We start from the raw sequence: 13,155 nt of genomic DNA on the forward strand, positions 1-13,155 counted from the left end.
GCATTGGCGCCCGCCGGGCCCAATCCAAAGCATCGCAACGGGGGGGCAACCGTGACGCAGCCAAGACCGCAATTCCAGGAGGTGATGCATCTGGCGCGGCGCCAAGTGCCCGCCCTGCTTATCTTCAGCCTGCTTGCCAACCTTCTGTTGCTCGCCAGCACCGTCTACATGCTGCAGATCTACGACAGGGTGCTGTCGAGCGGGTCAATCGACACGCTGGTGTGGCTCACCCTAGCGGTGATCGGCGCGATCGCCGTCTACGGCCTGCTGGAGCAAGCCCGCCGCATGATCCTCGGACATATCAGCCAATGGCTCGACGACCAGCTGAGTGTCCCGGTGATCGAACGAGCCATGGAGGCTCGTCTGGCCGGCAGCAACCTCGAGGCCGGCCTGAAGGACGTGGCGGACCTGCGCGGTTTCGTTGCCGCTGACGGCATGCTGACTTTTCTCGATGCGCCGTGGACGCCCGTCTTCCTGGCGTTCATGTGGCTTCTACACCCGGCATTGGGCCTGGTCGGAATAGCCGGGGCGATCCTCTTGTTCTGCGGCGCGCTGGCCAACGACTTTCTCACTCGCCGCAAGAGCCAGGAGGCGACGCTAGGGCTGCGCCGCAACCAGGCCGCGGCTGGTCAATATGTCGATGGCGCCGAGACGCTCCGCTCGCTCGGCATGTCCGAGCCGGCGCTGCAGCGCTGGGAAGAAAAGCAGCAGTCGTTGATGACCATCCAGTCGCAGCTCCTCGCGCGCACAACCAGCATCGGCAGCTTGTCGCGCTCGCTGCGCCTGGCCCTTCAGGTGGCCGTACTGGGGCTTGGCGCCTACTTTGTCCTGCGTGGCGAACTGACGGCAGGATCGATGATCGCGGCATCGATCCTGCTGAGCCGCGCGCTCGCGCCGATAGAACGCTCGATCGGAGCCTGGCGCAGCCTGGTTACTGCCCGCACTGCGCGTCGCAACCTCATGCGCCTCTTCACCGACACCGGGCCCAGGCAGAGCGGTGGCGTGACCTTGCCGCGCCCGCATGGGCGGCTGAAGCTCGAGGACGTGTACTACTATGCGCCGGGTACACAGCAGGCGCTGATGAACAAAGTATCCTTGAACGTCGTGGCCGGCGAGACCTGTGGCGTGATCGGACCTTCGGGCTCCGGCAAGACCACTCTCTGCCGCCTCATGGTGGGAACCCTGCGCCCGTCGCTCGGCCATGTCAGGCTGGACGGTGCGGAGGTCGCCAGCTGGCCGTCGGACCAGTTGGGGATGCACATCGGCTATTTGCCGCAGCAGGTCGACCTGTTTCCCGGGACGATCGCCGAGAACATTGCGCGCCTGCGCGATGTCGACAGTGCCGCTGTCATCGCCGCGGCGCAGCTTGCCGGCATTCACGAGATGATATTGCGGATGCCAAACGGTTATCAAACCGAGGTAGGGCCGCACGGGGCACGAATATCGCGCGGCCAACGTCAGCGCATCGCCCTCGCCCGGGCCCTGTTCGGCAATCCCGCACTCATCGTACTCGACGAACCGAACACCGGCCTCGACAGCGAAGGCGAGATGGCGCTGTTCAATGTGCTTCGCCACCTGAAGGGACGAGGCCAGACCGTCATTCTCGTCAGCCACCAGATCAGCCTTTTGCGCACGGCGGACCATGTTGCTTTCATGCTCGATGGCACTGTCAAGGCGTTCGGCACGCGCGACGAGGTGCTGGGCGCGCTGGGCGGCCAGCACAAACCGACTGCCGTGCCGACGCCCGGGCAAGACAAGACCATCGTTAATGTGCCTGCAAAATTGAAGGCGGCGGAGTGAACCATGAGCGACCAATTTGGCGACCTGTCGAAGATGCTGGACATGCTGATGGCCAGCCTACGCGACGTGCTGGACAGGCTGGTCGTCGCTGCTGGCGATCTGGCAGCCACGGCATCGAACTGGTTCGAAGGGTTGGATATGCCGGCGCGCATCGGATTGGCGGCACTGGCAATCCTTCTGCTCATCCTTGCAGGGCTCGTCCGGCGGCGGTCGCGCGCATTTCGCGACAGCAGCCGCGACCTGAAGCGCCGGACGCGACCGGCACGGATGCTCGGCTATTTCTCGGCGATAATCTTTGTCGGCGGCGTCGCGGTCTGGTCGAGTGTGGCGCTTCTGGCAAGCGCCGTCGTCGCCAATGGCGTCGTCAGCCCGGAAGGCTACCGCAAGACCGTCCAGCATCTGGAGGGCGGCATCATCGGGGCTATCCATGTGCGGGAAGGCGACAAGGTCAGCGCCGGCCAGATACTGATCAGCATGCGGACGACCGATGCGCAAGGGCGCTACGATGAGCTGCATGAACGCTACATTCGCCTGCTGGCGGTCGAAGCGCGCCTTAGTGCGGAGCTGGCCGGGGACGATCAGATCACCTTTCCCAAGGAGCTGGCGTCGACTGGCAGCGAGGCCGCGCGGAAAATGGCCGCCGAGGAGCAAGCGTTGCTGCGCAGCCGCCTTGCGACCCGTGAAGGGCGCGAGCAGATCCTCCACAAACGTATCCAGCAGATAGAGGAGCAGAGCAGCGGATCCAGGGAAGTTATCGCAGCCGAGGAGGAGCAGCTGGGGCTGATCGACCGCGAGATCGCTTCGGCACAGGAAATGTACAAAAAGGGATTGGAGCGCCTGCCGCGGATCCTGGCGCTGCAGCGTGCCCAGGCCGACATCCGAGCGAACCAGGCGTCGAACCGGTCGCAGGTCGCGCGCAACGAACAGCAGATCGGCGAGACCGAGCTGCAGCTTCTCAATCTGCGGCAGCAGGATAGCGAGACCGCAAACGAGGATCTTGCCAAGGTGCGCGGCAACCTGGCCGAACTGCGCAGCCAGTTGCCATCACGCCAGGATGTGCTGACCAGGACCGCCATCGTCGCGCCGATCGCAGGAACGGTGATGAATCTGCGTGTCAGGACCGAATCGGGCGTGATTTCCAGCGGCCAGCCGCTTCTCGATATCGTTCCGAACGAGCCCAACCTGGTCATCGATTCGCGTATCAAGCCAGGCGATATCGACATGGTGCATCCGGACATGCCGGCTCGCGTGGTGCTGTCGGCCTTTCCGACGCGGCACCTGCCGCAAATCCATGGCTTGCTGACATCGGTGTCGGCAGACCGGCTGACGGACGAGAGGACCGGAGAGCCCTATTTCCTCGCCAAGGTTAAAGTCGATACAGCCGATCTCGGAAAACTCCATGATGTCAGATTGTCACCTGGCATGCCTGCGGAAGTCATGATCCTGACTGGCGAGCACACGCTGCTAGACTATATGCTGGCGCCAGTCCGCGATTCGCTCAATCGCGGATTCAGGGAGCATTAGAGTCTTCCACTGTCCCGTGTCCCGACGCCATCCGATCCTCCCAAAAGCCGCGCCGTCGAGCGATCCGGCTGGATTGTTATGGCATTGGCGACCCCGCGGCCAGCGCGGCCTCAGCCGCGTCGGAAGCGCCGCTTCGCCGGAACTGGACGATGACTATTCGAACGAATAGGTGAACCCGTCCGCGGAGGCGCCAACAGTGACCTTCGTCATCTTTTCGCCCTCGAGCGAGCGGTTCAGCACGCCGCGGCTCAGTTCCGGCAGCAGCGTGTTGGTCAGGATGGCGTCGATCATCCGCCTACCGGATTCGGTCTCGGTGCAGCGCGCCACCAACGTCGGGGCAATCGCTCGTGCCAGAAGCGCCATCGCAGAGATCGACATGCAGATCTTGAACCTCAACACAGTGAACGAGGCCGTCGAGGAGTTGAGCAAGGTCGAGGCGGAGTTGTTCGACCTCAGACAGCAGGAGCGTTCCGCCAAGGACGTGCTTGCCCGTACCGATGTCGTCGCACCAGTTGAGGGCATCGTCATGGACCTGAAGGTCCGCACGGCGGGCGGTGTCGTGAAACCCGGTGAGACATTGATGACGATCGTGCCTCTCGGACAACAACTCGTGGTCGAGGCTATGGTCAAACCAGAGGATGTCGAGACGATCGCCCCCGGACAGCCCGCGCCCATCAGCTTCCCGGCCTTTGCCCGCTACAACCTGCCGCCACTCGACGACGTGGTGGAGATCGTTTCGGCTGATCGCATGGTGGAGGAGCGCAGCGGGGCACCGTATTTCGCCGCGACCGTGTTGATCGACAAGAGCGAACTCGCCAAGCTGGAGGGCCGCAAGCTGCTGCCCGGCATGTCGAGCGAGGCGATGATCCGTACGGGGTGCCCGCACCGTGCTTTCCTACCTTGCCGAGCCGATCACGCAGAACTTCCGCCGCGCGATGCGGGAAAAATAGCCGTGGGCCGCCTCACGAATTCTTTGTCTGATTTATCTGACTGGACAAAAGACCGGCCCGACTATGGGCCGATCATGGCGCCATCGGGCCGCCACGACACGGAAACAAGGCCCTTCGCATTCCACCGCTCCCCAGCAGCGCCAAAGTAAAACACCTGATCCGGAACCGAAACGCGGGACGCGCATTTTAGCTTTAGCTGGTGGTCCGCTACGGCTGGCAGGCTATTGTTCGAACAGTGAGATTGCACTTGAATTTCATTCATCAGGCGGGTGGGCTTCCGGGGAACTCTGCCGAGCTGATGCAGGGGTTGCCCGTCGCTGTCTATACGACCGACAAGCAGGGCCACATCACGTTCTTCAATGAGGCGGCGGCTGAACTCTGGGGGCATCGCCCGGTCCTCGGCAAGGACCAATGGTGCGGATCCTGGAAGCTTCGTCACCTAGACGGCCGCATCATGGAGCATGACGAATGCCCGATGGCGATCGCCCTGCGTGAAGAGCGCGATGTCCGCTGGGGCCAGGCGATCGCCGAACGGCCTGACGGCGAGTTTATGCCGTTCAGGGCGCACCCGGTTCTGCTGCGCGATAAAAGGGGCAACGTCGTGGGCGCCATGAACACGCTCATCGACCTGCGCATGCAGACGCAGGCCGACGAGGCCCGGACGCGCCTTGCGGCAATCGTCGAATCGTCGATGGACGCAATCATTTCGAAGGACATCAACGGCATCATCACCAGCTGGAACGATGCGGCGGAACGCCTGTTCGGCTACACGCCCGCCGAGGCGATCGGCCGGCCGGTGACGATGCTCATCCCACCCGACCACCTTGACGAGGAAGTCTCGATCATCAGCCGCATACGCGCCGGCGAGCGTGTGCCGTCCTACGAAACGGTCCGCCAACGCAAGGACGGCTCGCGCGTTCCGGTGTCGCTCACCGTTTCGCCGATCCGCGACGGCATCGGCCGTATCATTGGCGCCTCGAAGATCGCGCGCGACATCAGCTCCACCAAGGAGAGCGAGCGGCGCATCCGGCTGCTCATGCGCGAAGTCAACCATCGGGTGAAGAACCAGTATTCGGTCATCATCTCGATGATCCGCGAAACCACCAAGAAGACCAGCTCGCCGCAGGCTTTCCTCGACCAGGTGCGCGCGCGGATCATGGCGCTTTCGGAATCCCACGACCTTCTCGTCAACGCCGAGTGGCGGGGCGCCACGGTCGCCGAACTGGTCGGAGCCCAGATCAGACCGTTCGCGGCGCAGGACCGGGTCTCGGTGAGCGGGCCGTTGATCGTGCTCGCGCCGAACGCGGTGCAGTATCTCGGCATTGCCTTTCACGAACTTGCCACCAATTCGGCAAAGCATGGCGCCCTGTCGCATCATGCGGGACGGGTCGAAATCGCATGGCAGGTGACCGATGGAACTGACAGCGCCGGCATGTTCCGCCTGGTGTGGCGCGAGCTGGGCGGGCCGATCGTGGACGGCATGGCGCGCCAGGGTTTCGGCACGGTTGTCCTCAAGCGGGTCGCGCCGCAGGCTCTCAGGGGCACGAGCAGCCTGGAATTCGACAAACAGGGGGTTGTCTGGTCGATCGAGGCGCCGTTGTCCTCGGTGGAACCGTCCTTCGCTGCCGCCTCGGCCTAAGCACCTTCGCGCTGCCCGAGTTGAACCGCCGTCCGGCGGTCCCGCATGCTTGTCCGCAACACCTATCGCATCTGGGCCTGGCGACGATCGGGTAGAGCGGACCTGTCGATATCCGGAGCACCCTCCCCAGGCAGTCTCTCGCTGGCTTCATCCAACACGTCCGACTGCGGGAGTATGGCGGTCAGGCCGTCGAATTCCATGGGCGCCCCATAAAGCTGGGACACTTGCACGACAAGGCACTCGATGTCTTCAAGCGCAATGTTTTCGGAGAGATTGCGCCGCCGCACCTCCTCGGCCACGGCGGCGACATTGATTATGCCGCGCGAGTGTAGCGCCGCCACGACCTGACCATTGAGATCCTCCCGCAATTGAGCCGAATATCCGTAGCGCATGGGGAACCTCTTTCACGACCTGTTTTCCTTGAGTATCAAGCATGCACCACAAACGGTCTGCCCACAAGATAAATATCCATAATTCACTATTAAAATCAATTAGTTAGTAGAATTTGCCGATCGCGCAATAAACGCCTGTTGCTCGTCGTTGGGCTTGTACGTCGGCCGCTGTTCCAGCGCTCTTGACGCCGATGGCGGTAAGCGCTAACTCTACTGTCATTGAGGCAAATACTAACTTGTCTCGTTTCGTTTCCTGCGATGGAGGCGTCAATGGCCGACTTGGAACGACCCGAACGGCTGCAGATCATGCTGACGGCCGAGGAATTGGCTGCCCTGGAAAACTGGCGCTTCGAAAAACGCATGCCAAGCCGCTCGGCCGCAGTTCGAGAACTGCTGCGCCGGGGCCTTGACGCAGATGGGTTCTTGATGGCGGCGCAAGGGTCCAAGTCCCAGGATTTTGGGATTCTGCCCGATTCCGTAGTAACCGACGGACCGGCTGACTAGGCGCAGGATCTACAAGGTCGCTTACAAGAGCCCGGCGCGAGCTGGCGGTACTGGACTTAACGACGCAGATCAGTCGGTCCGGATCCAGACGCCCTTGGTGTTCAGATATTCGTCGAGGTGCTCGGCCCCGCCTTCACGGCCGTAGCCGCTCATCTTGTAGCCGCCGAACGGCACCGCCGGGTCGAGCGCGTGATAGGTGTTAACCCAGACCGACCCGGCGCGCAGGCGGTTAGCCAGCTGATGCGCCTTGCCGACATCGCGCGTGAACACGCCTGCGGCGAGCCCATAGGGCGTATCGTTGCCGCGCCGCACCGCCTCGTCCAGCGTGTCGAAAGGCAGCGCCGAGATGACCGGGCCAAAAATCTCCTCCCTGGCGATGCGCATGTCGTCGGTGACGCCGGAGAAGACGCCGGGCGTGATGAAGTTTCCCGAACCAAGCGCGCCTTCGGTGATGCGCGTGCCGCCGGTCAGCAGCCTGGCGCCTTGCCGCGTGCCGTCCTCGATGAAGCCGGTGACGCGTTCGAGCTGCCGGGGCGAGATCAGCGGCCCGATCTCGGTTGCGGGATCGGCGCCGTCGCCGATCCTGAGCTTTGCCGCAAAGGCCGCGACCCGCTCGACGAAATCCTCGTAGATCGGCCGTTCGACGAAAAGCCTAGAGCCGGCGATGCAGATCTGGCCGGAATTGGCGAAGACCGACATCGCCGCCACCGGCACGGCGCGATCGATATCGGCGTCGGCGCAGACGATCACCGGCGACTTGCCGCCAAGCTCGAGCGAAACGCGCTTCATGTTGGAGGCCGAGGCGCGCAGGATGTTCTGGCCCGTGGCGGTGGACCCGGTGAAGACCACCTTGTCGACATCCATATGGGCGGCCAAAGGCGCGCCGGCTTCAGTGCCGGTGCCGGTGACGACGTTGACGACGCCGTCCGGCACGCCCGCTTCCAGCATCAGGTCGGCGATCAAAAGCGGTGTCAGCGGCGCCTCTTCCGAGGGCTTGAGCACGATTGTGCAGCCGGTGGCTAAAGCCGGGCCGATCTTCCAGATCGAGGCGGCGGTCGGCGCGTTCCAGGGAATGATGGCGCCGACGACGCCGACCGGCTCCTTGCGCGTATAGGAGACGATGTCGCCCGGCAGCGAATTGCCGATCGTGTGGCCGTGGATGGACGTGGCCATGCCGGCATAGAAGCGCAGCATGCCGAGCACGCGGTTCCGATTGGCGAGCGTGCGCGCGATGGGCATGCCCATGTCGGTGGTGTCGGAAAGCGCGATCTCCTCCCAGTGGCGCTCCATGAGATCGGCGATCTTCAAAAGCAGAAGCTGGCGCTCATAGGGCTTGAACCGGCTCCACGGCCCGTCGAAGGCGCGGCGGGCGGCGGCAACCGCAAGGTCGATATCCTTGGAATCGGCTTGCGGCACGGTGCCGATCACCGCGCCGGTGGCAGGATTGCGCGTCTCGAAAGTGCGACCGCTTGCGGCATCACACCATTTGCCGTCGATCAGCATCTGGCGATGCCGGCCGTCGATGGGCGTGCGCAAGGATAAATCTCTGGCAGATGCCGTCATCTTGCAAATCCCGATTTTCGGATGGGCTCAGCCTAGATGAAGACCGTCATTCAGAGTAGCACCGATGATAAAGCTTGCCGCCGAAAAGCTGATTTTAAACCTCGGCGGGATTGGCACGTAATGCGTCATCGAACGCTCCGACGATGGCCTTGATCAGCCGTCCCGTGATCCTGTCCTTCTGCCACAACGCGGTCATCTCGACGGGTGACGACTGCCAATCAGGCAGGACAGGAACAAGCGCGCCGATTGCCATGGCGTCCTCGATCAGGAAGTTCGGCAGATTGGCGATGCCAAGTCCGGCGCGCGCTGCGTCGACGAGAATGGTCTGGCGGTTTGCGGCAAAGCCGATCCGGGGGCGTATGATTGCGCGTGTCCCGTGAGTATTTTTCAGATCCCATTCGACCAGATCGCGGCGGATCGCAAGGGCCGGCAGCATCTCCAGATCCTGTGGCGTGCTCAGGTCTGGATGTTCGGCGAGGAAGCCCGGGCTCGCGACCAGCGCGCGCGGCAGATCGGCGATTTTCCTGAACATCAGTTCGGAGTCCGCAACCGGTCCCATGCGAACGACCAGATCGTATCCTTCCTCGATCAGAGAGACCCTGCGATCGGCCAGCGTCATCTCTATCGTGACGTCGGGATAACTGGTCTTGAAGCCGATCAGCGCCGGAGCAAGAACCGCGGTCGCCATGTCTGGGGGAAGCGACAGGCGCACTGTGCCCGACAGCGCGACGCGCTCATCCTGAACCTCGGCAACAGCCTGCTCGGCCAGCATGAAGGCGGCCTGGCCGCGCTCGAAGAGTTGCTGGCCCTGCTCGGTCAGCACCACGCCCTTCTTTGTCCGGCGCGCCAGCCGGACGTTCAGCGTCTCTTCCAGCGCCGACAGCCGGCGCGAGAGCGTGGCCTTCGGGATACCGGTCGCGCGTTCGGCCGAGGCCAGACCGCCAGCCTGCACGATGCGGACAAACAGCGCGAGACCGTCGAAATCGCCAAATGTCTTCATGTTCCACTTATGGAACATAACGACGACAATTTTCGAGTCTCCTCGAGACTTCGTTCCATCTCTACCTTCCATGGCGAGCAATGACGCTCACAACGAGTCGGGAGGCAAACCATGAGCACGAGATTCACCGCCGAGAATTCCGCGCTTCTGCTGATCGACCATCAGGTCGGCACGATGCAGCTCATCAAGAATATCGACGTCGAACAGGCCAAGCGCATGTCGCTCGCGCTGGCCAAGGCCGCCAGCATCCTCGGCATCCCGACCGTCCTGACCTCAAGCCAGGAGGATCGTCTGCAGGGGCCGCTTTTGCCGGAGTTGAAGGACATCCTGCCGGAGGCCTTCGAGAAGCGCATCAAGCGCGAAGGCATCGTCAATGCCTGGACCGACGCCAACTTCAAGGCGGCCGTCGAGGCGACAGGCCGGAAGAACCTGATCATGGCCGGCGTGACCACCGATGTCTGCCTCGTCTTCCCGGCGATCGACGCGGTTGGCGAAGGCTACAACGTGCAGGCCGTCATGGACGCGTCGGGATCGCCGTTCGAGCTTTCCGAGGACATGTCGCGCCGCCGCATGCAGGACGCCGGTGTCGTTCTGACCGCAACCAACACCATGATCGCGGAGCTCGCCCAGAACTGGGGCACGCCCATGGGACAACAGCTCGTCCAGTTGCTGTTCACCGAGGTTCTTCCGCCCATCCAGTCGTAACCGGCGCCGAGTTCGCACGAAGCCTGGAGTAAAGACGATGACCTTGGAAGCCATGACCAAAGACACGGTGAAATCTGTCCCACCTGAAACCCATTTGGTCAGGAACCACGGCCCATTCCAGCTCCGCCGGATCCACACCGGTGTCGGGTTGGGACGGAGCGACGACGCCGGTTTCGGTGGGCTCGGCCTTATCGATCATGCGCGGCTGCAGCCCGGCCTTGTCGTCAGGATGCACGAGCATCGCAACGATGAGATCATCAGCTATCTGCGCTCGGGCCGCATGCAGCACACGGATTCAGCCGGCCGCAGCGAGGTCATCTCGCCCGATCGTTTGATGGTGATGAATGCCGGGGCAGGCTTCTCGCACGAGCAAGCGGTGCTCGGGGGCGATCCGATCGAAATGCTGCAGATCTTCGTGCGGCCCGAAGCCGCGAACATGGAACCGGGAGTCCAGGTCGTCAGTCTCGACAGAACCGAGAGCATCGATCGCTGGCGGTTTCTGGCGGGGCCGATGGGCTCGGCGGCGCCGGTCTTCGTGCGCCAGGCCATCTACCTCTACGACACCCACCTCTCGGCGGGCGCAAGCATCGACCTGCCGGCGATGCCCGGGTTCGATCGCTGGCTCTATGTCTTCCGCGGCGCGGTCTCGGTCGGAGACCAACAAGCCGAAACGCATACGGCGCTGACGATCGGCGCCGACGAAACCGCGCTTGACGTGGCGGCGATACAGGAGACGGACCTGGTCCTGTTTCTGGTCGACCGGCAGGCGCCGTTCTCCCGCGCAGGCACGATGAGCGGGTGATCGTCGAAGCCCGGCTGTCTGCATTCGATGCGACGCGCGAGCCTGCGCGTCGCATGGACATTTCTGTAGCGTCGGAGCGTTCTCAAGGAGCGGCGCCCAAGGGCCAGAATTTCCGAGCCATTGCGCGGCTAGTTTTTGCTTGTGAACGCGCCGGCGGATTGTAGCCTGCCCCGTGAGCCGATCCGGCAGGGGTAGTTCACGAGATGACCGCCAGCAAAATTGCCATGCACCCACCATGCCTCTGAAAGCTGCCGCTCACATAGAGGCCATGTCCGCCTTCGCGCTGGCGAATTTCGGCGGCTACGACCGGCCAACCCTTGCCCAAAACGAGAGCGCCTTTCCGCCCAGCCCTGGGGCAATCGCCGCCGGCCAGGACGCGATTGCCCGCAGCCAGCTTTATCCCGACCCGGACTGGACGGTGCTGCGCGAGGCGATCGCGCAGGCCTATGGGGTCGAGCGCGAGCTGATCCTGTGCGGTGCCGGTTCGATGGACCTGATCAGCTGCACCATCGCGGCGTTCGCGGGACCGGGCGACGAGGTGTTGGGCACCTCGTATGCCTATAATTTCGCGGCGTCCGCTGCGGCGCGCGCCGATGCGGTCTATGTCAAAGCGGCGGAACAGGATTTCGCCGTTTCGGTCGACAGCATTCTCGCTGCCGTGACGCCAGCTACGCGGATCGTCTTCGTCTGCAATCCCGGCAATCCGACCGGCACCCGCATCCGCAACGCTGAACTGCTGCGCATGCGCGCCGCCTTGCGGGGCGACGTGCTGCTGGTGATCGACCAGGCCTATGGCGAGTTCGACGACCAGGATTCGCGGCCGGTCTTTGCGCTTGTCGCGCGCGGCGACACCGTCGTGCTGCGCACGCTTTCCAAGGCCTATGGCCTGGCCGGTGCGCGCGTCGGCTGGGGGCTGTTTCCGCCCGCGGTGGCGGCCGAAGTGCGCAAGATGCAGAACTCGAACCAGGTCACCACGCCGAGCCTCGCAATGTCGGTCGCTGCCGTCGAGGACCAGGCCTATATGCGCGAAACGGTGGCCCGTACCGCCGGGATTCGCGACCGGTTCGCGCATGATCTGAGGGCTGCCGGATACGATGTTCCCGAAAGCCGGACGAATTTCGTGCTGATCCGCTTCTCCGATGCAGCCGCGGCTGAGGCCGCCGAGAAAGCCTTGCGCGGCGCCGATGTCATCGTGCGCAGCCTCGGCGGCTACGGCCTCACGGACTGCCTGCGCGCGACGGTCGGTCCGCAAGAGATGATGGACCGGGCGCTGCGCATCCTGATCGGCATGCGCGATAGATAGTTTGGCGACCGCGTTCGAGGGGAGAGTTGAGCATGCCGTATCTGCCCGTCCGTGACTTCGTGGGCTATGGCGACAAGCCGCCTTCGGCCGAATGGCCCGGCGGCGCCAAACTGGCGCTCAACATCGTCGTCAATTACGAGGAAGGCGCCGAATACAGCATCGGCGAAGGCGACGGCGTTTCCGAAGCAATCCTGTCGGACCTTGCCGTATCGCCGGCGCTGCCGGGCCTGCGCAACCGCAACATGGAATCGCTCTACGAATACGGCTCGCGCGTCGGCGTCTGGCGGCTGCTGTCGCTGTTCCGCGACAAAGACATCGTTCCAACCTTCTACGTGGTCGGACGGGCGCTGGATCTCAATCCGGATGCCGGCAAGGCGATCGCGGCACTCGGCAGCGACATCGTCTGCCATGGCTGGCGCTGGATCGACTACGCGCCGCTGAGCGAGGCGGAGGAGCGCAAGCATATCGCGATGACGGTGGACACCGTGCAGCGGATCACCGGCATCCGTCCGCTCGGCTGGTACACCGGCCGGCCCAGCCTCAACACGCGCCGGCTGGTGGTGGAGCATGGCGGCTTCCTGTTCGATTGCGACGACTACAATGACGACCTGCCCTATTTCGTCGAGGTCGATTCCAGGCGGCATCTGGTCGTTCCGCATAGCTTCGACAACAATGACAGCCGCTTCTCGCGCGGCTCGGGCCTGGAGACCGGCAGCCAGTTCTTCGAATATGTCGGCGATGCGGTCGACTGGCTTCTGGCGGAAGGCCCGACGACGCCACGCATGATGACGGTCTCGCTGCACTGCCGGCTGGCGGCACGGCCGGGCCGCATGGTCGGGCTGGCCCGCTTCCTCGACAAGATCAAGGCCAATCCCGACATCTGGATCTGCCGCCGCTCGGACCTTGCCCAGCATTGGCTGGATCGGTTCGGCGGCTGAGGATCGTACGGCGGTGTAGACCGCCGAACGGCCTT

12 protein-coding genes and 1 pseudogene are annotated in these 13,155 nt (G+C 63.6%); 9 read left to right on the forward strand and 4 right to left on the reverse strand.

What is annotated here, in order from left to right; all coding sequences use genetic code 11:
• Positions 1-84 precede the first annotated feature (84 nt).
• Both D3227_RS05440 and D3227_RS05445 read left to right on the forward strand, forming a co-directional pair.
• The gene (locus tag D3227_RS05440) at positions 85-1,800 is read left to right on the forward strand and encodes a type I secretion system permease/ATPase (protein ID WP_120013117.1); all 1,716 of its coding nucleotides are present in this window, start codon (positions 85-87) and stop codon (positions 1,798-1,800) included.
• A gap of 3 nt (positions 1,801-1,803) precedes the next feature.
• On the forward strand, positions 1,804-3,324 hold the full coding sequence (locus tag D3227_RS05445; RefSeq protein ID WP_120013118.1) for an HlyD family type I secretion periplasmic adaptor subunit: 1,521 nt from the start codon (positions 1,804-1,806) through the stop codon (positions 3,322-3,324).
• 153 nt (positions 3,325-3,477) lie between these two features.
• On the opposite strand, the gene D3227_RS41480 is transcribed toward D3227_RS05445, so the two are convergent.
• Complete coding sequence (locus D3227_RS41480; RefSeq protein ID WP_167480605.1) at positions 3,478-3,702, reverse strand: hypothetical protein; 225 nt, start codon at positions 3,700-3,702, stop codon at positions 3,478-3,480.
• Between D3227_RS41480 and D3227_RS05450 the strand changes: the two are divergent.
• Positions 3,641-4,274: pseudogene (locus D3227_RS05450) on the forward strand (beta-barrel domain-containing protein); the annotation flags it as partial. The gene D3227_RS41480 and the pseudogene D3227_RS05450 sit on opposite strands and share 62 nt — an antisense overlap.
• A 247-nt stretch (positions 4,275-4,521) precedes the next feature.
• The gene (locus D3227_RS05455; protein ID WP_245451654.1) at positions 4,522-5,913 is read left to right on the forward strand and encodes a PAS domain S-box protein; all 1,392 of its coding nucleotides are present in this window, start codon (positions 4,522-4,524) and stop codon (positions 5,911-5,913) included.
• A 62-nt stretch (positions 5,914-5,975) separates the two neighbouring features.
• On the opposite strand, the gene D3227_RS05460 is transcribed toward D3227_RS05455, so the two are convergent.
• Positions 5,976-6,305, reverse strand: a complete 330-nt coding sequence (locus tag D3227_RS05460) for a hypothetical protein (protein ID WP_245451655.1) — start codon at positions 6,303-6,305, stop codon at positions 5,976-5,978.
• Between the two features lie 270 nt (positions 6,306-6,575).
• On the opposite strand from D3227_RS05460, the gene D3227_RS05465 reads away from it, so the two are divergent.
• Positions 6,576-6,809: a hypothetical protein gene (locus D3227_RS05465; RefSeq protein WP_120013335.1), complete on the forward strand. Its 234-nt coding sequence runs from the start codon at positions 6,576-6,578 to the stop codon at positions 6,807-6,809.
• Between the two features lie 69 nt (positions 6,810-6,878).
• Here the strand turns inward: D3227_RS05465 and D3227_RS05470 are convergent, their stop codons facing one another.
• The gene (locus tag D3227_RS05470; protein ID WP_120013119.1) at positions 6,879-8,372 is read right to left on the reverse strand and encodes an aldehyde dehydrogenase family protein; all 1,494 of its coding nucleotides are present in this window, start codon (positions 8,370-8,372) and stop codon (positions 6,879-6,881) included.
• A gap of 94 nt (positions 8,373-8,466) precedes the next feature.
• Positions 8,467-9,372, reverse strand: a complete 906-nt coding sequence (locus tag D3227_RS05475) for a LysR family transcriptional regulator (protein ID WP_120013120.1) — start codon at positions 9,370-9,372, stop codon at positions 8,467-8,469.
• Positions 9,373-9,483: 111 nt separating this feature from the next.
• On the opposite strand from D3227_RS05475, the gene D3227_RS05480 reads away from it, so the two are divergent.
• The 4 genes from D3227_RS05480 to D3227_RS05495 all read left to right on the forward strand — a co-directional run bounded on the left by D3227_RS05480 (position 9,484) and on the right by D3227_RS05495 (position 13,120).
• On the forward strand, positions 9,484-10,077 hold the full coding sequence (locus D3227_RS05480; protein WP_120013121.1) for an isochorismatase family protein: 594 nt from the start codon (positions 9,484-9,486) through the stop codon (positions 10,075-10,077).
• A 37-nt stretch (positions 10,078-10,114) separates the two neighbouring features.
• Complete coding sequence (locus D3227_RS05485) at positions 10,115-10,879, forward strand: pirin family protein (protein WP_120013122.1); 765 nt, start codon at positions 10,115-10,117, stop codon at positions 10,877-10,879.
• Between the two features lie 268 nt (positions 10,880-11,147).
• Positions 11,148-12,182, forward strand: coding sequence for a pyridoxal phosphate-dependent aminotransferase (locus D3227_RS05490; RefSeq protein ID WP_120013336.1), 1,035 nt, complete (start codon positions 11,148-11,150; stop codon positions 12,180-12,182).
• Positions 12,183-12,214: 32 nt separating this feature from the next.
• Positions 12,215-13,120 (forward strand): allantoinase PuuE, encoded by a 906-nt coding sequence (locus tag D3227_RS05495; protein ID WP_120013123.1) that lies wholly within the window; start codon positions 12,215-12,217, stop codon positions 13,118-13,120.
• Positions 13,121-13,155 lie beyond the last annotated feature (35 nt).

Source organism: Mesorhizobium waimense (assembly GCF_003601975.1).
Lineage (GTDB): Bacteria > Pseudomonadota > Alphaproteobacteria > Rhizobiales > Rhizobiaceae > Mesorhizobium > Mesorhizobium waimense.

Bases quoted from the DNA above. Each gene is read 5' to 3' on its own strand.
- D3227_RS05440 (WP_120013117.1), top strand. From the start codon at position 85: ATGCATCTGGCGCGGCGCCAAGTGCCCGCCCTGCTTATCTTCAGCCTG.
- D3227_RS05475 (WP_120013120.1), bottom strand. From the start codon at position 9,372: ATGAAGACATTTGGCGATTTCGACGGTCTCGCGCTGTTTGTCCGCATC.
- D3227_RS05470 (WP_120013119.1), bottom strand. From the start codon at position 8,372: ATGACGGCATCTGCCAGAGATTTATCCTTGCGCACGCCCATCGACGGC.
- D3227_RS41480 (WP_167480605.1), bottom strand. From the start codon at position 3,702: ATGTCGATCTCTGCGATGGCGCTTCTGGCACGAGCGATTGCCCCGACG.
- D3227_RS05465 (WP_120013335.1), top strand. From the start codon at position 6,576: ATGGCCGACTTGGAACGACCCGAACGGCTGCAGATCATGCTGACGGCC.
- D3227_RS05460 (WP_245451655.1), bottom strand. From the start codon at position 6,305: ATGCGCTACGGATATTCGGCTCAATTGCGGGAGGATCTCAATGGTCAG.
- D3227_RS05480 (WP_120013121.1), top strand. From the start codon at position 9,484: ATGAGCACGAGATTCACCGCCGAGAATTCCGCGCTTCTGCTGATCGAC.
- D3227_RS05490 (WP_120013336.1), top strand. From the start codon at position 11,148: ATGTCCGCCTTCGCGCTGGCGAATTTCGGCGGCTACGACCGGCCAACC.
- D3227_RS05495 (WP_120013123.1), top strand. From the start codon at position 12,215: ATGCCGTATCTGCCCGTCCGTGACTTCGTGGGCTATGGCGACAAGCCG.
- D3227_RS05445 (WP_120013118.1), top strand. From the start codon at position 1,804: ATGAGCGACCAATTTGGCGACCTGTCGAAGATGCTGGACATGCTGATG.
- D3227_RS05485 (WP_120013122.1), top strand. From the start codon at position 10,115: ATGACCTTGGAAGCCATGACCAAAGACACGGTGAAATCTGTCCCACCT.